Origin of the sequence: Tessaracoccus coleopterorum (genome assembly GCF_011174705.1) — a bacterium.
Lineage (GTDB): Bacteria > Actinomycetota > Actinomycetes > Propionibacteriales > Propionibacteriaceae > Arachnia > Arachnia coleopterorum.
The window spans coordinates 2025884-2049021 of record NZ_JAANIJ010000001.1 but is presented as its reverse complement, the minus strand read 5'-3'; the positions used below and the strand labels follow the sequence as shown (position 1 = coordinate 2049021).

The window sequence follows — 23138 nt, the reverse complement described above, 5'->3', positions numbered from 1 at the left end:
GAGTCGGACGCTAAGGTGCGGCGCCCCTGAGCAGAGGGGGCCGCATGACGGCTCACCCGTCCGAGGGCATCAGGGTCCCGTTCAGGCGTAGGGCATTCCTCTGGCTGTGGCTCGGCACCGTCGGTCTGAACACCGGCGCGTGGCCCAACTCATCGGCACCCAGTGGCTGTTCGTCCACGACGATAACGCGGCCTCGATCATGGGCCTCGTACAGGCGGTGTCGACCCTTCCCCTCCTCCTGCTCGTCCTCCCGGCAGGCGTGCTGGCCGACGCCTTCGACCGCCGGATCCTGCTCGTCGGTGTGAACGCGTACCTCGCGGCAACCTCCACCTTGCTCGCCGCCGCGACCTTCCTCGGCCTGGTCCCGCCCGTGATGCTGCTCGGCTTCGTGTTCCTGATCAACGCCGGCTCAGCTCTGCAGGCGGCCGCCTGGCAGCCGCTCGTGGCCGAGTTGGTGCCCCGCAACGGCCTCGCGGCGGCGACGCGGCTCGACATGGTCTCCGGCAACCTCGGGCGCATGGTCGGCCCGCTGGTGGCGGGAGCGCTGATCGCCTGGGTGGACGTCGCCCTCGTCTTCGCCATGAACGCCCTCTGTTCGCTGGCCTTCCTCGTCCTGCTTCTGCTGTGGGACGGCCCCGCATGGAGACGCTTCGACGCGAGCGGTTCCTACCGGCGCTCCGTGCCGGTGGCCGCTTCGTCCGACACGAGGCCGGTGTCCCTGCGCTGCTCATCCGGCTGCTGCTCTACACGGTGCCCGGCTCTGCCCTCTGGGTGGCCCTTCCCTTGATCGCCGAGCGCCAGCTCGGGATGAACTCCACACAGTACGGCGCGCTGATGTCGCTCGCGGGGCTCGGGCGGTGCTCGGAGCACTGAGCCTCGGCTGGCTCCGGACGAGGGTCAGCGCCAACCGGCTCGTCATGCTCGCGGCCGTGGTCTACGGCACGTCGCTGGTCGGCACGCAACTGGTCCAGCAGGCCTGGTCGGTCGCGCTGCTCACCTTCCTCGCATCCACCACCTGGACGGCGACGGTCTCCACGCTCAACTCCGAGTTGCAGCTCATGCTGCCCGGCTGGGTCAGGGCCCGTGCGCTCGCAATGTTGTCGATGGTGTTCGCGGGTTCCCAGGCCGCGGCGTCACCATTCTGGGGCGCACTGATCCAGCTCTGGGGGCTGAAGGCGGTGCTCGCCGCCGCCGGTCTCGCCTTCCTGGGAGCCGCCGCGGGCTGGCCCCCGGCTGCGCCTCCGCGAGGGGACCCGCACCGACCACACGCCCGTCGCGGAGTGGCGTGAGGCCGCGGCGGTCGGAGTTCCCGACTCCGACTCCGGCCCCGTCGTCGTGTGCATCGAGTACTGGGTTCCGCCCGAGGCCCGGGGGAGTTCCGCGCCGCCATGCGGCAGCTGCGCCGGGCGAGGCTGAGGAGCGGGGCGCACCGCTGGGAGCTGTACTGCGTCGGGGAGGATCCCCACCAGTTCGTCGAGCTCGTGACCGTCGACTCGTGGGATGCTCTCACCCTGCAGCACGAGCGGACACGAACGGTCGGGGACCGCTCCGCCGAACAGGCCGTCGCGCGGCTGTCCGCCAGCACCCCGAGGCGACGCCACCTGCTACCCCACATGTCGGTGACGAACAACGAAATGTTGTTGACGACATTTGATGATCGTTGATAGTCTTTGACAGGCGACCCAAAGGCGGGTCCAGCCCTGACCGAAGGAGCAGTCGTGCCACTGGTGCGTGACGCCCAGAACATCCGCATCGCCATTCTCGGCTCCTCCGCCGGAAATGGCCACCCCTATTCCTGGTCCGCGATCATCAACGGTTATGACCGCGACCGGATGACGGCCGAGTGCCCCTTTCCGGGCATTCCTGACTATCTGAACAAGGAGCCGGAGGTCGGGCTCCCGGGTGTGGAGGTGACCCACATCCACTGCGTCGGAGACGGCGGGTTCACGGCCGACCATGTGGCGGCCTGCGCCCGCATCGGCAGCGTCGTCACCCGTCCAGAGGATGTGATCGGCGAGGTGGACGCAGTGATCGTGGCCACCGACCGTGGGAGCGAACACGTGGACCGGTGCAGGCCGTTCGTCGAGGCCGGTATCCCGCTGTTCGTGGACAAGCCGCTGGCCACGGACAGGGCCTCGCTCTCCACCTTCCTCGATTGGAGGAGGCAGTCGGCCCCGATCATGTCGTCGAGTTCCATGCGTTACGCCAAGGAGTTCGCGCCCTTCCGGGCAAGCACGAACGATCTCGGAGAGCTGCGCCTCGCCACGATCACCTCGCCGAAGTCCTGGGAGGCGTACGGGATCCATGCGCTGGAGGCGATCTATCCGATCCTCGGGCCCGGCTTCGAGTCCGTGACCAACACCGGATCGGCCTCCAGGAACGTGGTTCATCTGACGCATCGCAGAGGTGTCGACGTTGTCGCGACGGTGACCTCCGACCTGTACGGCGGCTTCGGACTGCTTCAACTCGCCGGGACCCACGGCTCGGTGCAGGCCAGGTTCGCAGACACCTTCCATGCCTTCCGCGCCCAACTGGCCGACTTCATCGGCTATCTGCGCACAGGCACCGAGCCGTACCCGTTCGACGAGACAGCGGAGCTCATGCGCCTCGTCATCGGTGGGATCGAGAGCCGCGATCGGGGCGGGGCACGGATCGGGGTGGGCGCAGATGACTTCTGAACCGGATCCGTTCGACCTCACCGGTCGCACCGCCCTCGTGGTCGGAGGCGCCGGATACCTCGGCGCAGAGGTGACCCGGATGCTCGCTGGACGGGGTGCCCGCGTCGTGCTCGTCGACCTCGCCTTGGAGCGGGCGGAGGCGGAAGCCACCAGGCTCACCTCTTCCGGTCTTGCCGTCCGGGCGCTCGCACCGGGAGAGCCGCATGCCGTTGTCGCCGATGTCCTGGCGCACGAGGGACGCCTCGACGTGCTGGTGGACATGAGCTTCAGATCGGTCGGATGCACCCTCGACGAGCTGACGCCGGACCAGTTCGATGAGGCGAACCACCACAACCTGACGGCCACGTTCGCGCTTGCCCGGGCCGCGCACGAGGTCATGGCCCCTGGCTCGAGCATCGTGCTCTTCTCCTCGATGTACGGCCTGGTGGCACCGGATCCGCGCCTGTACGAGGCGCCCATGAACCCGAACCCGCTCGAATACTCGGTCGGGAAGGCCGGCGTCGCCCAGCTCGCACGCTACCTGGCGGTCGCCTGGGCAGGCGACGGGATCCGCGTCAACGCGGTTGCCCCGGCCCGTTCCCGAACCCCTGATCCAGGCGGCCGACCCGGAGTTCGTGCAGCGGCTCGCGGGCGGGTTCCCCTCGCCCGGGTTGGCAGGGCTGAGGAGATCGCGGGCCCGGTCCTTCTGCTGGCGGCACCCGCCGGCTCCTACATCACAGGCCAGACAATCAGCGTCGACGGAGGGTGGACAACATGGTGATCCAACAGATGCGGCCGAGCCGCGTCCTATGGAAGTTGAGGGAGGGGGCGTCGCGACCTGCTTCAAGCAGAACCTCGCGGACCCACGGGTCACGGAGATCGTGGCACGCAGCGGCTTCGATTGCGTGTGGCTCGATCTCGAGCATGTCGGCAACTCGATCTCAGCGGTCGAGGCGGGGATCTGGGCCGCAAAGGCCCACGACGTCGATGTCGTCGTCCGGGTTCCGCGCGGCTCCTACAGCGACCTGATCAGGCCACTGGAACTCGATGCGACGGGGATCATGGTGCCGCACATCATGAGCCTCGATGACGCACGTGCGGTGGCGAGGCAGACCCGCTTCCACCCCGTGGGGCTGCGTCCATTGGACGGCGGAAACGCAGACGGCGGCTACGGCCAGGTCCCGCTCGGGAGTACCTCTCGGGCGCAAACGACGAACGCTTCGTCATCGTCCAGATCGAGGACCCGGAACCGCTTGAGGAACTCGAACAGATCGCGGCACTGCCGGGATCGACATGTTGTTCTTCGGCCCAGGCGACTTCTCCCAGGCGATCGGCGCCCGGGCGCCTGGGATCATCCGCGCCTCACGGAGGCGCGCGAGAGGATCGCACGCGTCGCCGAGGCCAACGGCAAGTTCGCGGGCACCGTCGGCTCACCGGCCAACTCCGACGAGCTCATCGCGCTCGGCTACCGGTTCATCTCGCTCGGCGCCGATGTCGTCGGGCTGGCCGACTACGCAACCCAACTCCTTGACCGCACCGCGACGCTCGCGGGTGGCATCTACTCCGAGAGGCCCGCACCATGACCACGCTTGACCTGTTCAGCTTGAAGGGACGGACCGCCCTCGTCACCGGCGGCGCAGGCCTGTACGGAAGGCAGATCGTGCGCGGCCTCGCGGAGGCGGGAGCGACCACGTACATGGCATCACGCGGGGTGGAGGCACTCGGCGCCCTCGCGGCCGAGCTCCGCGCCGAGGGACTCGACGTGCACGCCCTCCGACTCGACCAGGGCGACGAGGCATCGGTGCTCGCCGCGCGCGATGAGATCGCCAAGCAGTCGGGTGGGCTCGACATCCTCGTCAACAACGCCGTCGCCCGCCCCGCCACCAGGGCATGGAGGAGGAAGCCTCGGCATGGGACGAGAGTTTCCATGTCAACGCGACAGGCGTGATCGTGGTCACGCGGGCGATGGGCGAGATCCTCCGCGAGGGGGCTCGATCATCAACATCGGCTCGATCATGGGCCTGATCGGCGTTGAGCCCTCAACTACGCGGGCACCGACATGCACGGGTGGCACCCTGACTACTTCTTCCACAAGGGCGGGATGGCGAACCTGACCAGGTTCTTCGCCAGCTACTTCGGAGCGCGGGGGATCCGGTGCAACTGCGTCCACCCGGCGGGTTGCAGACGGAGAACCACCCGAGGAGTTCGTCACCAACTACTCCGAGCGGACCTGCCTCGGCAGGTTGGCGGGAGACGACGATCTCGCGGGTGCGGTGGTGTTCCTGGCCAGCGACGCCGCGGCCTACATCACGGGGTCAATCTCCCGGTCGACGGAGGGTACACCGCGAAATGAGCGGCCTGCCGATCGCGCTCGGAACCGCACAGTTCGGCCAGGCATACGGCGTCGCAAACCGCTCAGGGCGGTCGAGGGCACGGCGGCGGTCAATCTGATCGCCGCGGCCTGGGAGGAAGGGATCCGCGAGTTCGACACGGCCTCCGGATACGGGGATTCCGAGGCCGTCCTGGGCACGGCCCTCCATCTGCTCGGTCTGGAGGCCGAAGCGACCGTCGTGACGAAGGCCATCCACCTGTCCCCGCAACAGGTCGACGACCCGGGGCTGGCCCGGATCGCCCTCACCGACTCCATCGAGTCCTCGAGGCGACGTCTGGGTTGGACACGCTTCCTGTGGTTCTCTTCCACCGTGACGCCGATGCACGGCACCTCGACCTCCTACTCGAGCTGGCCGGACGGGGTTGGATCGACAGGGTCGGGTCTCCTGCGGGCATGACCGCGTGCGGCGGTGCAGCTCGCGGCCACCCCGGGATCGAAGCGATCCAGCTACCCGCGAATGTGCTCGACCGTCGACACACCGAGGGCGGTTCCTTCGGCGCCGCACTCGGCAGGGTCGTCTACGTGCGCAGCCTGTACCTTCAGGGGCTCCTCGCGATGGCCCCGACGATGTACCGGCGCACCTCTCCGGCGCGCGAGCGAGCCTGCAGGCGCTCGATGCCATCGCCGTGGACGCCGGCCTCACCCGCGTCGAGCTGGCGCTGCGCGCCGGGTTGAGCCTGGACGGCGACATCCGGCTCCTCGTCGGCGCAGAGACCGTCGGCCAGGTCCGGGAGAACTGCCGCCTGGTCCGCAAGGGGCCCCTCGAAGCAGCGCTGCTCGAGAGCATCGCAGTTGACGTCCCGGTTCCGGCACCCGAGCTACTGACCCCGGCACTCTGGCCTGCCCTGGCCGCGGCTCAGTGAGAGAAACCGGATGGTTCTCCGATAGTTTTTGATGATTCTTGACGTAATCACAACGATAGTGAAATGATGATTGAGACAACGTTGTTAGGCCTGGAGGGCTAGATGAGAGCTGGAGTCCATGAGGGTGACATCACCCGCAGCTCGGCGTAGAGCTGGGCGGCTACCCCTACTTCGAACGTGCCAACACAGGCACGCACGACCCGCTGATCGCATCCGCCCTCTACCTGGACGACGAGCACGGCGGCGAGGCCATCGTGCTGGCAACCGACCTGTTCTGGATCACGAAGGGTCAGGCGGACCGGATCCGCACCTCGATCGCCGAGCACACGGGCGTGGCAAGTTCCGCGGTGTTCATCACCTGCTCGCACACCCACAGCGCCCCTGGATGAGTGTCGTCTTCGAGGCCGGCCCGGGACAGCCCCCTTCGAGACGCGCATCGACGACGCCTACATAGAGCAGATCACCGGTACGCTCACCGACCTCGCGGTACGGGCCGTGGCCGACACCTTCCCCGCCTCCGTGGGCTACGCCCGCGGGCACTGCGGCGCCGAGTCGGGCATCGGGGTAACCGGCGCGACCCGGACAACGGCACTGTCGACGCATCGCTACCAGTCCTCACAGTTGTCGACGCGGAGGGTGAGCTACGGGCGGTCTGGACCAAGTACGCACTGCACCCGACGATCCTGCACGGCGAGAACACGCTCGTCAGTGCCGACTTCCCGGGGGCAATGCGATCGGTCGTGTCCCGACGCCATCCCGGAGCCGTCTTCCTCTACTCGATGGGACGGCGGGAGACCAGAGCCCCGCTACTACCGCACCGGCCAGGGCTTCGATGAGGTCGCAAGGTTCGGCAACATCCTCGGCGAGGCGGTCGTGAAGGCGGTTGAACAGGCACGTCCGAGCGTTGGGGCGATGATCGCCACAGCGGAACGCGAGGTCGCACTCATCACAAAGTCCTACCCGTCTCCCGACGTGGTGCTGGAACGGGTGGAGCAACTGCGCAGGCGGGAGTCCGATCTGATCGCCTCCGACGCTCCGTACACCGAGCGTCAGACGGCCAACCTCTGGCTGCTCGGCGCCGAGTGCGACTACAACAACTCGCTGCAGGCCCTGGATGGCCGGCTCGAGGAGCGCTACGCATCCGGAGCGCCCTACACGGTGAGCGCACTCACCATCGGCGGTGTCGCCTGGGTCTTCACTCCGGGTGAGCTGTTCTCCGACTTCGGGTGGAGCTGCAGACGGCTTCCCCGATGGTCGAGACCAACGTCGTGACCCTGACGAACGGTCACCTGCCCGGATACTGCGTCACCCAGGCGGCCCTGGAAGAGGGCGGATACGAGCCGGGGAACTCGATCCTCGCCCCAGCCTCGGGGCGCGCGATCGTGGACGCCGCCGTCGACCTGCTGAACCGTCTCGCCACACCTGCCGAGAGGGATGAGCATGGACCGCGTCTTCCGCAACGGAACCCTGATTCTCCCTGACGGCGCCGTGCCGGGGCAGGACCTGTGGATCCGCGACGGCATCATCGTGACCGCGGGCGCAACCGGCACCCTCAACGCCCCGACGGATGCCGAAGTGATCGACGTTGAAGGACTCGTCATCGGGCCGGGCTTCGTCGACATCCACTGCCACGCCGGCGCGGGCGCCTGGGCCATGAGGACCCGGTCACCGCGGCAGAAGGCCAGTTGCGCCATGGCACGACGAGCATGCTCGCGACCACGATCCTGCACCCGACTGCCGACGAGCAGGTGGCGGCCGTCGCCGCCATCGGGGCTGCCATCGACGAGGGCACACCCGCAACGTCCTCGGCATCCACATGGAGGGGCCGTATCTGAACCCCGCCTACGGTGCCTACAAGGAGTTGTCGAGGCCCCTGCCGTCGCCGAGTACGAACGGTTCGTCACGGCGGCCCGTGGCCGGCTCCGCACGATGACGATCGCTCCCGAGATTCCGGGCGTCACCGAGATGGTCCACGACCTTCAGAGACTCACGGGCGGCTCGATGACTTTCTCGGTCGGGCACTCGACGGCCAGCTCCGAGGCGATCGATGCCCTCGTACCCGCAGGGCTGCGCCTCTGCACCCACCTGTTCAACGCCACCGGATGCGCCATCGAACCGACCAGGTACGCCGGGACCCGCGAGGTCGGAGTGGATGAGGCCGTACTTCTCAACAACTCGATCTGGGCGGAGGTCGTCGCGGACCGGCTCGGCTGCCACGTGCGACCGGACCTGCTCCGACTCGCCTACCAGGTGAAGGGGCGGGACCGACTGATCGTGGTAACGGACGCGACGGCGGCAGAGGGCGCGGCGCCAGAGGGAGGCCTCAACGATGGTGAGCGCCCCGATGTCCGCTTCAACGAGGCCGGGGGCTCGCCGGTTCATCGCTGACCATGGATGGCGCGGTGAACAACCTCATGCGTGCGGCAGGGGTTCCCCTCGTGGACGCCTGGCGCGCCGCGAGCCACAACCCGGCCGCCGCCATCGGGGAACTGCACCGGATCGGGCAACTGCTCCCAGGCCGGAGGGGAGACGTGCTCATCGCTCAGGCCGACGACAGCCACCTGGATCTTCGCCAGGTATGGCTCGGCGGCGAACTAGTCAAGGATGAAGGATGAACGACAACATCGACGCCATCGGCGCAGCGCTGCGGATCGAGGCAGAGGCACTTGCGACGCTCGCCCAGAAGGCGGACCCGCGGCGCTGGCAGCAGCCGCCCGGGTGCTTGCCGAAGCGGGCTCGATCGTGACCTGTGCAAGCGGCTCGTCGGGGTTCGCCTCCGCGAAGTTCGCCCATTCCCTGTGCTGCATCGAGAGGCCGGCCAAGTTCATGCCCCGGCCGAGGCCATTCACGGTGGCTTGGGCGCCGTCCAGAGCGACAGCGCGGTTGTCATGGTGTCGCGGGCGGGAAGACCGCTGAGCTCCTACCGATCATCGACGTCGTCAAGCAGAAGGGTGCGAAGCTCATCGCCCTGACCGAGAACCCCGAATCGACGCTGGCCCAGGCGGCCGACGTCCTCGTGACGATGACCGTCACGAGGGAGTCCGATCCGCTCAACGTCATGGCAACGACGAGCAACACGGTCACGGGGGCTCTGTTGGACGCCCTGCTCGCAGGCGTGATGGAACTGACGGGGTACCGAATCGAGCAGTTCGCACTCATCCACCCTGGCGGAGCCGTCGGTGCCCGCCTCAACCAGAAGGCCTGATCCATGCTCGACCAGCCAGTGATCGCTCCGCCGTTCTTTGAGATCGGTCCGAAGTCCTATCTGGTGGGGACGACATCCTCGACCTCGCGCGCGCCGCAGACGCATCTGCGGCCAGGCACGGGATCGGGCTCATCTTCACCACCCCGGTCGCCCTGATCTCACGCGTCGCAGCGGCGACCACCCATCTGCTGGTCTGTGCGCCCACATGGATCCCCTGCGGCCCGGGCGCGGGCTCGCCGACCTCCTGCCGGAGGAGTTGAAGGCATCCGGAGCGCACGGCGTGATGCTCAACCATGCCGAACGTCCGGTGACCTTCGCGGTCCTGGAGAAGAGCATCGCACGGGCACGGGAGGTCGGCCTCTTCACGATCGTGTGCGCGAGTTCGATCGCGGAGATCAAGGCCATCGCACTGCTCGCACCTGACATCATCGTCGCCGAACCGACGGAGCTGATCGGCACCGGAACGACGAGCGACCTCTCCTACATGCAGGCCTCGAAGGACGCCGTCGCGTCGATCGATCCGCGCATCCTCGTTCTGCAGGGCGCGGGAATCTCGTGCGCGGACGACGTGGAACGGGTCATCTCCGCGGGAGCGGACGCGACCGGGTCCTCCAGCGCCATCGCCCTCGCCCGGAACCGCCCGGCGTTGGTCGAGCAGATGCTAGCGGCCGTTCGCCGTGGGTGGGACACCCGAATGAACACACACCAACCCATGAAGAAGGAGCAGCCAGCATGACCGTATTTCGCGAGGAGATCGCGGTTAAGTCGGAGAAGAACCACCCGACCTTCCACGACATCACCCCCAGGTGAAGGACATCGTGCAGCGTTCGGGCGTCAAGCAGGGCATCTGCGTGGTGTACAGCCACCACACCACGTGCTCGGTGATGACCCAGGAGTCGAGCCACGACAAGACCTACTACGGTCTCGAGTACCTGCAGCAGGACCTCGTCAACATCATGGAGAAGCTCGCGCCGCAGGCACTGGTTGAGGGTCAGTACATGCACCCCGGCCCCAAGCACATCGACTTCGCCATGAACGAGGCCAAGGAGGTCGGTGAGTGGACGAGCCTCAACACCGAGGCACACCTGCGCAGCGTATTCTTCGGTCGCTCAGAGACCATCGTCCTGGTCGACGGCGCACTCGACCTCGGCGAGTTCGGGTATGTCTACTTCGTCGATTGGGACCAGATCCGCGATCGCGACCGCGTGATCCAGGTGCAGATCATCGGAGAGTGAACCCCACTGTTGAAGGGCCGCCCGATGGGCGGCCCTTCAACTCTGTTCGCGACTGACGCCGTCAGAGAGTGATCCCGATCTTCTCGAACGCCGTCCGGAAGATCGTCACCCCGTCCAGCCCGGGGAACCTCTGCACCCGCGAGTCGAGCTTGTCGAGCTCGTCACCCTGCCCTCGAAAAGGTGACGCATCACGTGCTTGATCTCGGCATCGTCCATGATCCCCGAACCCACCGGGTTCCAGACCTTCGTCATCACCCAGCGCACGATCTTCTGCGCCCGCTCGGAGTTCTCCAGTTTCTCCCTCGCCTGCGTCGTGTAGAACGCGACGTGGCGGGTCTCCTGCTTGGCGATCCGTTCGAGCAGCGGGAGAGGACCGGGTGGTCCTGCATCGCGGCCATCCGTCGGTACGCGGCGACAGCCGACAGTTCGTTGGCCGCGCCCCACGTCATATGGACGGCGATGAAGTCGTCGCCGACGAGGTTCGACCCCGTCGCCTGCTTGACCGGCCCCATTGCCAACTGCCAACCGAGCTTGATCCGCTTGGCCTTCAGCTCGTCGTAATCGACGTGGATGCCGTGCTGCTTCAGCACCGCGGACAGCGCCTCACCGTGCCAGAACTCCTCGCGGTTCCAGGTCGTCATGAACCCGCGGGCCTCGTCCTCGCGGTGCGAGCGGGTCACCAGCAGGTCACGCAGGTAGCACGACGTGTGGTACTCGACGTCGCACATGTATCGGAGCGATCTGAGCGTCTCCGCGTCCAGCGGATGCTCCTCAAAGATAGTGAGGTCGAGATCCTCCCAGCGGACACGGTCGGAGGTCTCCGCGTACTTCTCAAGGTCGAACGCCATTTTGTCCCTTTCTCGCGAGCAGGCCGGGGTGGGGGCGGCCGCCCCCAGAAGCCCGTGGGTCGTTCCATGAGCAGACGGCGGAGGTCCGAGTCGGCGCCGACGAGCCGGAGCCGATCCTGCGGCGTCCGGAAGATCGAGGCGAGGGCGCGCGTCTCGTCGGGGTCGGGCGCCCCGACGACGCGGAACGGCTTCCAGGTCGGCAGCAGGTGGGCCTTGGCCATGCGGGCCTCCTGCGGGGAGCGGGAGATGCGGGCGGAGGCCTCCATCCGGAAGAAGCGGATGATCTCGTCGCGCCGGTCGATGATCTCCTGCAGTACGCGCCGCGACTCGCCCTCGACGCGCGGCAGCATCGCGGCGTAGGCCGCCTGGAGTGATGCCTCCTGCACGGCGAGCCGCGCCATGTGCCCGGCGGTGACGGACTCCCCGACCACCGAGGTCCACACGGGAACGACCATGGGTAGCCCGCGTTCGACGTAGGTCTTGCGGAGCCTGGCCCGCCACGTGTCGCGGGCGAGGGGCTCGGGCAGCGGACTGCCGTCGGAGGTGAGCAGGTCGCGGACTGCATGGGCGAGCCAGAGCCGCTCGTAGGCCCAGGTGGCCACGAAGGCCGTGACGCGCGCCTCGTTACCCGACCAGCTGGCCAGCAGCGCACGCGTCTCGGAGAGGGCGGCGCTCTCGAGCCGCCACAGGAACCCGAGGTCGTCGCGGACGTCGTCGGCCATCGGCTTCAGCTTCGGTCGGGCGATCTTGATGCGGCCCCTGGCATCGTGGGTGTAGGCCTCGACGTCGAAGTCCGTGAACATCGTCAGCGGCCGCCCGCCGATGAGTGGAGCCGTCCGCCCTCGTAGCCGGGCAGCTCGGTCCGCGCCCGCGCTGTCGCCTTCGTCGTCACGTCGCAGATACCCCTGGGCCTGTCGGTCTTGACTACCAGAGTAGCCATTCCCGCCCGCCGGCCGAACCGGATCCTCCCGATGGCCACGCGCGCACCCGCGATATCACCCGACTGCGCCCACCCAGCCCCCGCCGCCGCATAGGACACCCGAGGTGAATGCCTGGCGGGACTCCGCTACATTGCCTGGCGGGGGAATTTCCGGGGGAAATCCGACCCTGACAGCCGTCAGGGACGTTGCTGCCGTCCCCGGTAACCGGTGGGACCGACCACCGAAGGCTTCACAACGATGGGCACCCATAGTCTTCGGCGCACGACGGTGTTGGGGCACTGTTCGTGATCGCCGCTCTCTTCTCATTCTCGATCGTGCAGGCGCCCGCGCACGCAGTCGGCAACGCGCGGCAGGAGCAACTGAAGCACGCGCAGATGATCGCCGACATCTTCGATCAGCACAACGCCCACCGCACGGCCAACGGGTTGAAGCCGCTGGTGTTCAGCCCGGACATTTCGCTGCGCGTCACGCAGCCGTTCACCAACAAGCTCGCGGCCGCCAACAACGGCACCATCTGGCACAACTCGGCCGCCAACATCGCCACGGGAGGCCGCTCCTGGGCGGAGAACGTGGCCGGCGGGTACACGGGCGAGTCGGCGGCCGCGCTCGTGAAGCGGTGGATGGCCTCGCCCGGCCACCGGAAGAACATCCTGACGGCCTCGTACACCACGATCTCCATCGGCTTCGCGGAGCCGGCCTCCGGCGACTGGACGTTCAGCACCACGAACTTCTACGCATCGCCGACCAGCCCCGGCTCCACCTTCCGCACCGGCGCCGAGTGGCTCGCGTCGTTGACGCCGCCGTCGGACTCCACGGTCAACGTCTACCTGACGCCGGGCACCCACAACGTGAACGGACGCCTCTGGCGGACGGTGTGCGAGCCGTACTCGCAGACGAAGCGGTGCCGCACGGAGATCCAGGCCACCCAGGTACAGCAGGTCGGGGCAAGTTCGTGAGCTCGACCGGCTGGGCGTTCAACAACCTCACCTACGCGCCCTCCCCCGGTCGCTCTGGAAGGGCAACCCGCTCGGTGGCAACGGCGTCGTCGGCGGCTCGGTCAGCTGGACCAGCGGCGGCCGCAAGTGGCGCACCGAGTGCGACACGGCGCTCACCGGAGGCAACGGGTGCCGCAGCTACACGCGGGCCACCGTGATCAAGGCCAGCGGAAGCGGGTACAAGGTCGTCGAGGCCGAGATCTTCAACAACATGGTGGTCTTCAGCGGCTGAACCGTCAGGCCCGACGGGGTGCCGCCGCCCGCGGGTACCCGGAGCGCCAGATGTAGGCGCCGAGTAGGACGACGGTGCCTCCGAGGGCGACGGCCCACCAAGGGAAGCCGGGGCCCTCGGGCACCGCGACGGAGGCGGCCAGCTCCTCGGGCGGGGTGGGCGTGATCCGCTCGCCCGTCACGAGGATGCGGTGGCTGTTGACGCCGAGCGGCGTGCAGGTCACGAGCGTCAACAGGTCACGGCCGGGGTCGGGGAGGATCGCCTGGGTGTCCTCCGGCTTGATGACCTGAACCTCGGTGACCCGGTAGGTCACCACGTGGTCGAGCACGGAGACGGTGAAGGTCTGCCCTGCCACGGCCTTGTCCAGGTCGTCGAAGAGGGTCGCCGTCGGCAGCCCGCGGTGCGCGGTCAGCACCGAGCGCGTGCCGACACCGCCGATCGGCAGCGAGGTGCCCTCGAGGTGGCCGACGCCCCGGCCGAGCGTCTCATCGCTGGTGCCGTGGTAGACGGGCAGGTCGATGTCGAGCGCGGCGTAGCGCAGCCGCCCCATGAACCCGGCCCCGGTCAGGTCGAGCATCTGTTCGTAGACGAGCGTGTCGTCGCTCCGGACACCGTCGCCGGTTGGGACGTTGGCGTTGGCCTGGAAAAGCGCGCCGCTTGCGAGCTGTTCGTTGTACCTGCGCGCCGCATCCAACGCCTCGGCGCGGGTGCTCGGCTTGTCGTTGGGCGGCAGCTGCATGGCGCGTTGGGCGGCCTCGGTCGCCCTCGCCTGCTCCTGCAGCGAGTACCAGGAGGCCACGTGCGGGTACAGGAAGATGCACGCGCCGGCCAGGATCACCAGGCTCGCGACGAGCTGCACCCACGGCACGCTCCAGCGCCGCCCTGCCGGCACTCCTCGACCCTCAGCCACGTCCAGTCCCCCATCGGTTGATCCATGAAGCTGGCGGCGGTGCCTCCGTGAGGCACCGCCGCCAGATTACTCAGCTACTCCCTGAGCCCTCAGAGAGCGGCCTTCCGACGACGGCTCGCCAGCAGCGCGACGAGGCCGAGGCCGACGAGGGCCAGGCCACCGAACGACATCACGAGGGTGCCTGCACCACCGGTGAGCGGCAGGTCGGGGCGGTCGGTCTTGCGGGGGTTGACGACGGTCAGCTCGTTGGTGGCCTCGGTGCCGACCTCGATGGTCTGCAGTGCCTCGAACGCACCGGCGGTGTGGCCGGCGGGCACGACGGTCTCGTAGACGCAGACGTCGCGGGTCGGCAGCGGATCGGCCGGCCCGTCGGTGTTGGCGATCCACAGGCCGAGGACGTCGCTCGGGTCGACATCGGCCCACTGGACGATGCCTTCCGCATCCGAGGTGCCGACGGCGAGGGCGCCGGCGGCGGGGGCGTCGGCCGAGCACTCACCCGCGACGGTGTTGAACACCTGGAACTCGGCGCCCTTCAGGGGCAGCGGGTTCTCGGAGTCGTCGGTCTTGAGGATCGAGAGCTGGCCCCAGTAGGTGTAGGGGGTGGGCACGCCGGGAACGGTGGTCCCGTTGAACTCGCTGGAGTAGTCGTCGTTGGGGATGCTGCCGTCGCCGACCTCGTCGACCGTGGTGGTCAGGTCGACTGTGAGCTCCCCGCCCATGGCGGCGTCGAGCTTGGCGCGGCCGGCCGCGGTGAAGGTCCAGGTGACGCCCCGCCGCCGGCGTCGACCGTGTAGTCGGTGTCCGCGACCAGGGTCTCGTCACCGATCGACAGCGTCGAGGAGGCGTAGCTCAGGCGGGCGTCGAGGACGTCGGTGACGGACGCGGAGGTGAACAGCTCGTCGTTGTTCAGCGTGGGGATCGGCACCGTGATGGTCCAGTCGACCTCGCCGCCGACGACCATGTCGGTCTGCTCAGCGTCGATGACCTTGGTCGGGCCCTCCATCAGCTGGTTCTTCGGGTCGGCCACCACGTCGTAGGTCCAGCCGTCAGCGCCGCTGGTCGCGGAGGTCGGGATGGCGACGTAGAAGTCGGGCACCGAGGAGACGATCGGGTTGGCGCCGGGGTCGGTCTCGGAGACGAAGTACACACCGACCGGGAGGTCGAACACGACGCTGCCACTGTCGGTGACGTCGGCCTCCGCGTCGGCGGTCACGAGGCAGAACGGGGCCTCCGGGGCCGCGGGGCCGCTGGCGAAGAGGCCATCGAGGCCGTCCCACTGGGCGGCGACCGTGAGGTCGATCGCGGTGCAGCCGGCGTCGGAGCTCAGGCCGACGGGGGTGACGGTGAACTCGACCCCGTTGAGCGGCTCGCGGTCCTCGAGGGTCTCGCCCTCGCCGAGCGGGGCGCCTGCGTACTTGTTGATGGTCAGCGTGCCCTGCGTCGGTGCGTTCGGCTGATCCGGGCCGACGTCGGCGAAGGCGGGTGCCCCGAGCGCCAGGGCGCCAGTGAGGCCGAGTCCGAGTGCGGCGGTGCCTGCGATCAGTCGCCGCACCCCGGTCCTGCGAGTGTTCATGTTTCCCCCGTTGTTTTTGGTTCCTGCGGCCTTCCGGGCTGGCAGGAGGTCATTTGTGTTGTTGGTGTCCGGCACGTTGCCGGCGGTTGAGAGCGCCGTCCTCATCAGGCGGCCCTCCTTCGGCCCTGACGGTTCTGGATCACCGCGCCGGCACCGAGGCCGAGCACGAGGATGAACAGTCCGAGCATCGTGAAGTGGTCCCGGCCGAGGCCACCCGTGAAGGGCAGCACCGGCGGGTTGATCGGGCTGTTTCCGATCGGCCCGACCGCGACCACCGCGAGCTCGCCCGGCTCGTCGGAGCCGATCGTGAACGGGTGCTCGGTGTCGTCGATGTAGTACCCGGCGGGGCCTGCGCCTCGACGAGGGTGTAGCCGCCCCAGCCGAGGCCGGTGAGCAGGAACTCGCCCGGTGCCGGGTTCTGGTCGAGGAACGCGCCCTCGCGGCACGTGGCCTCGATGCAGTCGACGACGGTCACCGCGTCACCGCTCGGGGCGGTGAGGGTCCAGGTGGAGCCGGCGAGCCGGTCCTCGGTACCCTCGACGACCTTCGACCAGGTGACACTGCCAAGCACCTGCGCCGTCGCGTTGGTCACCGTAACGGTGGCGGGCTCAACGGCGGAGACGACGGCGGTGCCGAGGTCGGGATCGCCGGCCCACTGCTGCGAGTGGTCGTCTCCGGAGGGCCACACGGGGCGCTCCTCGGAGGTGACCTTGCAGCTCGCCGCGAGCGGGATGTTCTTCTCCGACGTCCAGGTCTCGCCCGCCGCGATCGGGCCCCACGTGCCGGTGACCTCGTCGCCGGCCAGCGGGCCGACGCACTCGAAGGCGCCGGTGAACGTCATCGTCTCGTCAACGACGCTGCCCTCCGGAACGGACTTCGTCACCGAGAAGCCGCCGAGCCCGCGGGTGAGCGTGTTGGTGGCCGTCACCAGCACACCGGCATCGCTCTGCTGCGGGATCTCGAAGGCGATCGACGGGTCGTCCCCGGTGCCGGGGGTTCCCTCGGCGCCTGCCACGCTCATCGCGGTCGACCAGGTGAAGCTCGGGTGCAGCGGGGCCGGGATGTCGGTCTCGGTCACGGTGCAGGAGCTGCCGAGCGGGATGTTCTCGCTCGGGTTCCACTGCTGGCCGGCGGTGAGGGTGAAGGTGGCGTCCTCCGGGTCGGTCGGGTACGTGTCGCCGTTGTCGGCGGTGCACGACCATGCGAACGAGTAGGTGGGCTGCGCGGGCAGACCGACCGTGTCGCCCTCGACGACCTTCGTGACGCCGAAGCTGCCGACCGAGCGGAACACCCGGTTTGTGACGTCGACATTCACGGTCGCGTTCGGGGTGACCGTCACGGCCGCGCCGATGGTGTGGGCACCCCAGCCGAACGAGTTGTCGGCCACGACGGGCTGCCTGTTGGGCGCGTTCTCCGAGAGCACGGTGCAGACGGAGTCGGCGTACTGGGTCGGCGCGGTGAACGAGTTACCCTCGCCGATGATCGACCAGGGCAGCGGCCCGGTCGTCACGCCGGCGTAGGTGCACTCGTAGGTGCCGCTGTAGACCACGTCGCTGCCGGGCACCTGCACGGTGACGCCGGGGCCCCGCTCGATCAGCTTGCTGATCGTGAAGGTGCCCTGCACCCGCTCGACGACGTTGGTCACGGTGACCGAGGCCACCTCGCCAGCGACGATCGTTGCGCTCTGGTCAGCCGGGTGCGCACCCCACGTGTACGACGCGTCCTTGAACACCGACGGATCCAGGGTGTCCTCGACCACGGTGCACCGCGAGGTGACCGGGATCTGCACGTCGGCCGGGGTCAGCGTCGCCGCGCCTCCGACGGCCGGGGCCGTCCAGGTGCCGGACGCAACCGTCTCCCCGCCGTAGACACACGCCCACGAGCCGTCGACGGCCAGGGCCGGGTCGGTGAACCCGTCCGTGGGGCCGGTCAGGGCCTTGGTGATGGCGAGCGTCGAGAAGACGCGCTCGGGCGTGTTGGTGACGGTGAATGCCGCCGGCCCGTCGCCGCTGACCACCGCCGGGGCCGCGGTGACGATCTCCTCGCCCCACGTCCAGGAGGCGTCGACGAGGTCGGCGTCGCTCGGCGTGGTCTCCGTGACGGAGCAGGTGGTGCCGTACGGGAGCTGGGTGTCGCCGGTCAGGGTCGCGCGACCCTCGCCGTCGACGCTCCACGTGCCGCTGTAGGTGGCCTCACGGTCGGTGCCGATCGCGTAGCTGCACTGGTATGCGCCACCGAACGTCGCGCCGTCGTTGACGACACCGTCGAACCCTTCCGCGATGGCCTTGTCGATCTGGATCGTGCCGAGCTGGCGGGTGATCGGGTTGTCGACCACGACCCGGTGCGGGGTGGCCCCGATCAGGAAGGTCTCCTGCTGTTCGCCGTCGACGGTGATCGTCGGGGTGCCCCACGCGAAGGAGGAGTCGAGCAGCCACGTGTTGGTGGCCGTCACGAAGGAACCCTCGTTGGCGGCACAGGTCCAGCCGCGCGGCACGCCGTCGACCAGCGTGACGGCGTCGGCGCCGGCCGTGACGAACACCTCGCCGAGCATGCGCTCCGCGGAAGTGTTGCCCAGGTCGGCCGGGTCGAGGGCGCAGACGTAGCCGACCGGGAAGCCCGGGAAGGCGGCGTCGTTGGCGAAGCCTCCGACCTGGCCCGACAGCTTCTTGCTGACGAGCACGCTGCCGGTGTCGCGGGCCAGCGTGTTGGTGACGTTCATCCAGTTCTCGCTGGCGGTGATGCTCACCGAATCGATGTCCGAGTAGACGGGGTCGAGCCAGCGGAAGGACGGGTCGGTTGTGCTGGGCGCCGAGAGCGCCGACTCGGTGGCCGAGCAGGACGCCGTCAGCGGGATGCTCGCGAGGTCACCGGTGGTGGCGAGCAGGGTCGCGGGCGAGCCCGCGGCGGAGCCCTGGGACGACCAGGTGCCCGCCGCGACGGTGGCGCCGTCGTACCTGCACACCCAGTTGCCGGTGTAGGTACGGTCGGCCGCGACGACCCCGGTGAACCCGCCGTTGAGGAAGGTCTTGGTCAGGGAGATCTGGCCGTAGACGCGTCGCGTCGTGTTGGTGACGGTGATCGTCGGCGTCCCGGTCTCGGTGACGGTGACCTGGGCCTCGCTGTAGCTGGGCGCGTTCCAGGCGAAGGACGCGTCCTTCAGGCCGTTGCCGGACCCGTCGCCGATGGCGCCCTCCTGCACGGAGCACTTGGCACCGAGCGGGATGTCGTTCCAGGTGGTGGTCTCGCCGTTGGCGATGCCCCGGGTGTCCCGGACCTGGGCCGAGGCCCCGCTGGTCGGGTCGACGCAGGTCAGCGTCATCGGGAAGAGGTCGCGGCTGCCGCCGACGAAGCCTTCACCGTCGACGACCTTCTTGACGCTCACGGAGGCGGTCTTGGCCGAGATCTCGTTGGTGGCGGTCACGGTGACGGCTGCGCCGTCGGCCGGGACGGTGAACGTGACGCCGTTGCTCCCGGAGGCGGTGCCCGCGGCGCCGGCGACCTCGTAGCTGACGCCGTCCCAGCGGAACGGGTCGACCGGGCCGGGCGCTCGGAGAGTCGCTCGGTGACGGTGCAGACCGATCCCGCGGGGATGTCGCCGGTGGCGCTGGCGCCGCCGGTGTTGCGCATGCGGAGCGTTCCGGTGATGTTCGAGCCGCTTGCCGGGACGCAGGTGTAGTCGAACGTGAAGTCACCGTCGGTGAACTGGGCCGGTGCCTGGCCTCCCTCGACCTGCTTGATCACCGAGAACGAGCCGGTGGTGCGGTTGAGGGTGTTGCCGACCTCGGCGGTGACGCCGTCGGTGGTGATGACGAGCGGCGCACCCGGGTGCTGACGGCCCAGTGGTAGGAGGCGTCGCCAGAGACCGGGTTGGCCGGATCATTCTCCGTGACGGAGCAGAGGCTGCCGACGAGGATCTTCGAGTGGCTAGGGGTCAGGGTCGCCTGGCCGCCGGCCGTGGGCGCCTGCCAGGTGCCGCTGGCGACGATCTCGTCGCCGAAGGTGCAGGACCAGGTGCCCGTGAAGGGCTGGCTGACGGAGACTCCGCTGGGAACCGAAACCGTCTTGGTGACGAAGAGCGGGCCGTAGACGCGCTCGATGTCGTTGATGACGGTGACGGGTGCAGGGGTCGTCGTCTGCGGGACGGTGACCTTGCCGTTGGTGAGGCCCTCGTAGCCGGGCGTGGAGTCCCAGGCGAACGAGGCGTTCGGGAGGCCGTCGCTGCCGGAGGGCAGCCCGGTCTCGACGACGGAGCACTCGGTGCCGATCGGCAGGAACGGCGTCTCCTGCGCGCCGGCGAGCGGCGTGGTGAACGTGAACGTCTTGCTGTAGTCCACGGTCTGTCCCTGGGCGGGCGCGTCACAGGTGACGGCGACGTCGAAGGTGGTGCCCGGCGTCACCTGGTCGGCGAGGTTGGCGATCCGCTTGGTGAGCGAGATGCGGTTGAAGCCGATGGTGTTCGGGTTGGTCACCGTGACGGTGCGGGTGTCCCCGCGCGGCACGGTGACGGCACCGTTGGTGAGGCCGGTGTACTGGGCGTCGCCCCACACGTAGCCGGGGCGAGGTCCGGGCGACCGGCCTGCTCGACGACGGTGCAGGAGACGCCCGCGGGACGCGGACCTTCTCTGAGCCGCCGTCGGCGAGGTTCACGGTGCCGCCCACGGTGCCGCAGGTCCAGTCGATGTCGAAGTTGCCGTTGGTGTAGCCGGCGCCGGTGACCTTCTTCGCGATCGTGAGATCGACGTAATCGCGGGTGAAGTAGTTGGTGACCACCGCAGCGGTGGTGCCGTTGACCGGGACCGCCGACGCCTGGGCGACGGCGTTGCCGTCCCAGCGGAACGAGGCGTCGAGGAAGTCGCCGGCCTGCGCGCTGAGCGTCTCGGAGACGGTGCAGCTCGAGGTGGCCGGGATGCCGGTGATGGTCTGGCTGGCCCCGTTGGCGAGGTTGACCGTGCCGGACGCCGTCTGGGTGGCGCCGATGGAGCAGACGTAGCCGATCGGGAAGGTGCGGCTGCCGGTGTAGCCCGCCGCGGGGACGCCGTCACGCGGGGTGACCTGCTTGGTGATGACGAGGCTTCCCGTGTTCTGCGTCACCGGGTTGGTGATGTTGACGGTGGCCGTGGCCCCGCGGGGATCACGACGTTGGCCTGCGAGACGCTCGGCGTGCCCCACGCCCACGAGGTGTTCGCGAGGTTCTCCGAGCCGGTCGGCGCGTTGATCTCGGTGACGACGCAGTTGGCGCCGGCCGGGAGGTTCGGAACCGTGGCGACGCTGCCGGGCTGGCCGTTGGCTGCGTTCGGGCGCACGGTGGTGGTGCCGGTGACCTGCTTGCCGCCGACGGTGCAGACGTAGCTCGCCGTGAACTGCTTCGCGGTGCCCTGCGTGTAGCCGCCGCCGGGAGTGGAGGTGACGGTCTTGGTGATGGCAAGGGTTCCGGTCTGGAACTTGTTCTTCACCGTGCAGGTGGTGTTGGTGCCGTTGGCGAGGGTGATCTCACCGTTGGCGTTCACCGTCAAGTTGTTGTTGCAGGTCCACGCTCCGTCCTGGACGTAGCCGGCGGTGGTGTTGCCGTTGTTGGGCGCCTCGCTGAGCTTGTAGGTGCCGGCGATGACGCTCTGGCTCGTGACGCTGGTCGAGTTGCCTGCGCCCGAGACCACCTGCGAGGCCACCACACCCTGGCCCTGGGCCGTCAGGTTCCAGTCGGACGGCGTAGCCACGGGGCAGGCTGCCCGGTCGACGTGACGGCCTTGACCAACGTCAGGGTCGCCCGCGGCGTGTAGGTGTTGGTGTACGTGCAGGTGATGTTGGCCGCGGCAGCGTTGCTGGTCGCGCTGCCGGCCGGGATGGTGACGGTCTGGCCGGTCACTGTGCCGATGGACGCGCCGGCGCCGTCGACGCACGCGAGGCTCTTGAACGCCCAGGGTGCGGTCTGCGTCTCCTCGGTGATCGAGATGGCCTCGCCCGAGTTGTACTTCCGGGTGAAGAAGCCGTTGTGCGCCAGCGAGGCCGTGCCCGGGGCCGACCAGGGCGAGCCGGCCAGGCTCGACGTGGTGGTGAACGCGAAGTTCTGGCTGGGCGCGGTGCCGTAGGGCGACTCGACGACCTTCTTGACCGTCACGTTGCGGACCTGCTCGACGGAGGCCCAGAGGCAGCCGTTGGTGACCTTGGTCTCGACGGTCGAGAACTGGTTCGCGGGGTTTGCCGAGCCGATGGTCGCGGGGCAGGAGGTGTCCGTGCCGTTGTTGGTGAAGCCCTTCACCACCAGCGTGTAGGTGAGCCCGTCGCTGGTGAAGGTCTGCTCGGTGGTCTGGTTCAGGAAGTTGAGCAGGTCGTTGTTGGCGCTATTCGTCGAGGGCTCGGCGTTGTTCGGCGTCTCGTTGAGCCGCCACTTGAACGTCATGTTCATGTCCATGAACTGGATGTTCATGTCGCCCCGGAACCATCTGTTTGTGGCGGTGATCTCGTTGTTGCGATGCACCATGCGCCCGAGGTTGAACAGCGTGCCTGTCTCGAACGATGAGACGTCGCTGGGAGCGAACCCGAGAGCACTCTGGGTCCCCAAATTCAGACCAGAGCTGCACTCCCTTGCCCGCGCTGGCTTGCCGTGCGCCGAGTAGGCGGTGGTGCCGCTCGAGACCCAGGCGGTGTAGCCGTCGGTCCAGCTGTTATCACTCGTGCCGTTGCTGCCGCCGCCGTTTGATGCGGAGCCCGACGTGGTGGTGTTCGACGCGGTGCCGTAGCGAACACAGTCGCCGTTGGACGGGTTGGCGCTCGCCTCGGCGCCGCTCCACCCGGTGTGGTTGGCCATCTGGGCCTTCGGCCGTTGGGCCGACGGCACCGTGATGGTCGCCGCCGCTGCGGTCGACGCGCCGGTGAACATGGTCACCCCGGCGAGCCCGGCCACCAGGATCGACGAGAGTCCCACCGGAATCAGTGGCCTCAATCGTCCTTCCGGACCGTGTGTGATTCGTGAAACGAGGCTCCTACGCCCCGTATTTTGCCGTCGCTGGACGGCATACTTCCCCAAGCCTTCACTGGACCCCCCTGCCTAAAGTGAATGCGATTGCAGTAAAGCGGGAAACTCGTCGCCTTGTCAACTACCTTCCGTAGGGTCTGGCCGAAAGGTAGCGCCAGGCAGTTAGCGGATCGCGCCGAGCCTTGTCAAACGCCTACCGACAAGCCGATTCGTCACAGCCGGAGTTGGCATCGACGTGGAGTCTCCCCGTGAGTACCAGCGGAGCACTCTTCGACGTCAGCCAATTGGCCGACGCCCACCCCGGGCTGGCCCCT

Annotated in this window: 30 protein-coding genes and 1 pseudogene; 19 read left to right on the top strand and 12 right to left on the bottom strand. The window is 68.4% G+C overall.

From position 1 onward, the window contains the following. Positions 1–106: 106 nt before the first annotated feature. From G7085_RS26125 to G7085_RS13100, 18 genes and pseudogenes are all read left to right on the top strand, one after another. Complete coding sequence (locus tag G7085_RS26125; RefSeq protein ID WP_408647106.1) at positions 107–787, top strand: MFS transporter; 681 nt, start codon at positions 107–109, stop codon at positions 785–787. Further along, positions 703–1289: pseudogene (locus G7085_RS13175) on the top strand (MFS transporter); the annotation flags it as partial. The gene G7085_RS26125 and the pseudogene G7085_RS13175, both read left to right, overlap by 85 nt. 48 nt (positions 1290–1337) lie before the next feature. Then, positions 1338–1664, top strand: a complete 327-nt coding sequence (locus G7085_RS13170) for an MFS transporter (protein WP_331715661.1) — start codon at positions 1338–1340, stop codon at positions 1662–1664. A 63-nt stretch (positions 1665–1727) separates the two neighbouring features. Continuing rightward, positions 1728–2678: a Gfo/Idh/MocA family oxidoreductase gene (locus G7085_RS13165; protein ID WP_197511337.1), complete on the top strand. Its 951-nt coding sequence runs from the start codon at positions 1728–1730 to the stop codon at positions 2676–2678. Continuing rightward, the gene (locus G7085_RS13160) at positions 2668–3438 is read left to right on the top strand and encodes an SDR family NAD(P)-dependent oxidoreductase (RefSeq protein WP_197511336.1); all 771 of its coding nucleotides are present in this window, start codon (positions 2668–2670) and stop codon (positions 3436–3438) included. The genes G7085_RS13165 and G7085_RS13160 overlap by 11 nt, the downstream gene beginning before the upstream one ends. A 28-nt stretch (positions 3439–3466) precedes the next feature. After that, on the top strand, positions 3467–4240 hold the full coding sequence (locus G7085_RS13155; protein WP_231979491.1) for an aldolase/citrate lyase family protein: 774 nt from the start codon (positions 3467–3469) through the stop codon (positions 4238–4240). After that, positions 4237–4605 carry an SDR family NAD(P)-dependent oxidoreductase gene (locus G7085_RS13150; RefSeq protein ID WP_197511334.1) on the top strand — a complete coding sequence of 123 codons (369 nt, stop codon included), beginning with the start codon at positions 4237–4239 and terminating at the stop codon, positions 4603–4605. Before G7085_RS13155 ends, G7085_RS13150 begins: the two co-directional genes overlap by 4 nt. Positions 4606–4933: 328 nt before the next feature. Next, positions 4934–5446: an aldo/keto reductase gene (locus G7085_RS13140; RefSeq protein ID WP_197511332.1), complete on the top strand. Its 513-nt coding sequence runs from the start codon at positions 4934–4936 to the stop codon at positions 5444–5446. A gap of 229 nt (positions 5447–5675) precedes the next feature. Then, positions 5676–5912 carry a hypothetical protein gene (locus G7085_RS13135; protein WP_197511331.1) on the top strand — a complete coding sequence of 79 codons (237 nt, stop codon included), beginning with the start codon at positions 5676–5678 and terminating at the stop codon, positions 5910–5912. A 254-nt stretch (positions 5913–6166) separates the two neighbouring features. Next, positions 6167–6301, top strand: a complete 135-nt coding sequence (locus G7085_RS30430) for a hypothetical protein (RefSeq protein ID WP_269451857.1) — start codon at positions 6167–6169, stop codon at positions 6299–6301. A 106-nt stretch (positions 6302–6407) separates the two neighbouring features. Next, positions 6408–7184, top strand: a complete 777-nt coding sequence (locus G7085_RS13130) for a hypothetical protein (protein ID WP_197511330.1) — start codon at positions 6408–6410, stop codon at positions 7182–7184. Then, positions 7181–7393, top strand: coding sequence for a hypothetical protein (locus G7085_RS13125; protein WP_197511329.1), 213 nt, complete (start codon positions 7181–7183; stop codon positions 7391–7393). The genes G7085_RS13130 and G7085_RS13125 overlap by 4 nt, the downstream gene beginning before the upstream one ends. Next, positions 7353–8300 (top strand): N-acetylglucosamine-6-phosphate deacetylase, encoded by a 948-nt coding sequence (locus G7085_RS13120; protein ID WP_197511328.1) that lies wholly within the window; start codon positions 7353–7355, stop codon positions 8298–8300. The genes G7085_RS13125 and G7085_RS13120 overlap by 41 nt, the downstream gene beginning before the upstream one ends. A 14-nt stretch (positions 8301–8314) precedes the next feature. After that, the gene (locus G7085_RS13115) at positions 8315–8527 is read left to right on the top strand and encodes a hypothetical protein (protein WP_197511327.1); all 213 of its coding nucleotides are present in this window, start codon (positions 8315–8317) and stop codon (positions 8525–8527) included. Beyond that, positions 8524–8658: a hypothetical protein gene (locus G7085_RS30425; RefSeq protein ID WP_269451856.1), complete on the top strand. Its 135-nt coding sequence runs from the start codon at positions 8524–8526 to the stop codon at positions 8656–8658. The genes G7085_RS13115 and G7085_RS30425 overlap by 4 nt, the downstream gene beginning before the upstream one ends. A 3-nt stretch (positions 8659–8661) precedes the next feature. Next, positions 8662–9117, top strand: a complete 456-nt coding sequence (locus G7085_RS32675) for an SIS domain-containing protein (RefSeq protein ID WP_197511326.1) — start codon at positions 8662–8664, stop codon at positions 9115–9117. A 205-nt stretch (positions 9118–9322) separates the two neighbouring features. Then, positions 9323–9853 (top strand): triose-phosphate isomerase, encoded by a 531-nt coding sequence (locus G7085_RS13105; RefSeq protein ID WP_197511325.1) that lies wholly within the window; start codon positions 9323–9325, stop codon positions 9851–9853. A 70-nt stretch (positions 9854–9923) separates the two neighbouring features. Then, complete coding sequence (locus G7085_RS13100) at positions 9924–10352, top strand: YjbQ family protein (protein WP_197511324.1); 429 nt, start codon at positions 9924–9926, stop codon at positions 10350–10352. A 105-nt stretch (positions 10353–10457) separates the two neighbouring features. Here G7085_RS13100 and G7085_RS13095 read toward each other — a convergent pair whose 3' ends face one another. From G7085_RS13095 to G7085_RS13085, 3 genes are read right to left on the bottom strand one after another with little or no spacing between them, the layout of a single operon-like run. After that, positions 10458–10616, bottom strand: coding sequence for a hypothetical protein (locus G7085_RS13095; RefSeq protein WP_197511323.1), 159 nt, complete (start codon positions 10614–10616; stop codon positions 10458–10460). Continuing rightward, entirely contained in the window at positions 10604–11080 is a 477-nt protein-coding gene (locus G7085_RS13090; protein WP_197511322.1) for a hypothetical protein, read from the bottom strand. The genes G7085_RS13095 and G7085_RS13090 overlap by 13 nt, the downstream gene beginning before the upstream one ends. Continuing rightward, positions 11029–12003 carry a hypothetical protein gene (locus G7085_RS13085; protein ID WP_197511321.1) on the bottom strand — a complete coding sequence of 325 codons (975 nt, stop codon included), beginning with the start codon at positions 12001–12003 and terminating at the stop codon, positions 11029–11031. The genes G7085_RS13090 and G7085_RS13085 overlap by 52 nt, the downstream gene beginning before the upstream one ends. 422 nt (positions 12004–12425) lie before the next feature. On the opposite strand from G7085_RS13085, the gene G7085_RS13080 reads away from it, so the two are divergent. Then, positions 12426–13097 carry a CAP domain-containing protein gene (locus G7085_RS13080; protein WP_331715660.1) on the top strand — a complete coding sequence of 224 codons (672 nt, stop codon included), beginning with the start codon at positions 12426–12428 and terminating at the stop codon, positions 13095–13097. Between the two features lie 275 nt (positions 13098–13372). Here G7085_RS13080 and G7085_RS13075 read toward each other — a convergent pair whose 3' ends face one another. The 9 genes from G7085_RS13075 to G7085_RS13040 all read right to left on the bottom strand — a co-directional run bounded on the left by G7085_RS13075 (position 13373) and on the right by G7085_RS13040 (position 22773). Further along, positions 13373–14227 carry a class C sortase gene (locus G7085_RS13075; RefSeq protein ID WP_331715659.1) on the bottom strand — a complete coding sequence of 285 codons (855 nt, stop codon included), beginning with the start codon at positions 14225–14227 and terminating at the stop codon, positions 13373–13375. A gap of 140 nt (positions 14228–14367) precedes the next feature. Continuing rightward, a complete protein-coding gene (locus G7085_RS30420; RefSeq protein ID WP_269451855.1) occupies positions 14368–14997 on the bottom strand; it encodes a SpaH/EbpB family LPXTG-anchored major pilin in 630 nt (209 codons plus the stop codon). Then, on the bottom strand, positions 14970–15851 hold the full coding sequence (locus tag G7085_RS30415) for a SpaH/EbpB family LPXTG-anchored major pilin (protein WP_197511320.1): 882 nt from the start codon (positions 15849–15851) through the stop codon (positions 14970–14972). Before G7085_RS30415 ends, G7085_RS30420 begins: the two co-directional genes overlap by 28 nt. A 139-nt stretch (positions 15852–15990) precedes the next feature. Continuing rightward, the gene (locus G7085_RS30410) at positions 15991–19272 is read right to left on the bottom strand and encodes a DUF5979 domain-containing protein (protein WP_197511319.1); all 3282 of its coding nucleotides are present in this window, start codon (positions 19270–19272) and stop codon (positions 15991–15993) included. Next, the gene (locus G7085_RS13055; RefSeq protein WP_197511318.1) at positions 19269–19592 is read right to left on the bottom strand and encodes a DUF5979 domain-containing protein; all 324 of its coding nucleotides are present in this window, start codon (positions 19590–19592) and stop codon (positions 19269–19271) included. Before G7085_RS13055 ends, G7085_RS30410 begins: the two co-directional genes overlap by 4 nt. Further along, on the bottom strand, positions 19589–20248 hold the full coding sequence (locus G7085_RS13050; RefSeq protein WP_331715990.1) for a DUF5979 domain-containing protein: 660 nt from the start codon (positions 20246–20248) through the stop codon (positions 19589–19591). Before G7085_RS13050 ends, G7085_RS13055 begins: the two co-directional genes overlap by 4 nt. Next, positions 20208–20942, bottom strand: coding sequence for a DUF5979 domain-containing protein (locus tag G7085_RS32670; RefSeq protein ID WP_331715658.1), 735 nt, complete (start codon positions 20940–20942; stop codon positions 20208–20210). Before G7085_RS32670 ends, G7085_RS13050 begins: the two co-directional genes overlap by 41 nt. Continuing rightward, entirely contained in the window at positions 20939–21565 is a 627-nt protein-coding gene (locus tag G7085_RS13045; RefSeq protein WP_197511316.1) for a DUF5979 domain-containing protein, read from the bottom strand. The genes G7085_RS32670 and G7085_RS13045 overlap by 4 nt, the downstream gene beginning before the upstream one ends. Next, the gene (locus G7085_RS13040) at positions 21538–22773 is read right to left on the bottom strand and encodes a choice-of-anchor K domain-containing protein (protein ID WP_197511315.1); all 1236 of its coding nucleotides are present in this window, start codon (positions 22771–22773) and stop codon (positions 21538–21540) included. Before G7085_RS13040 ends, G7085_RS13045 begins: the two co-directional genes overlap by 28 nt. Positions 22774–23138: the final 365 nt, after the last annotated feature.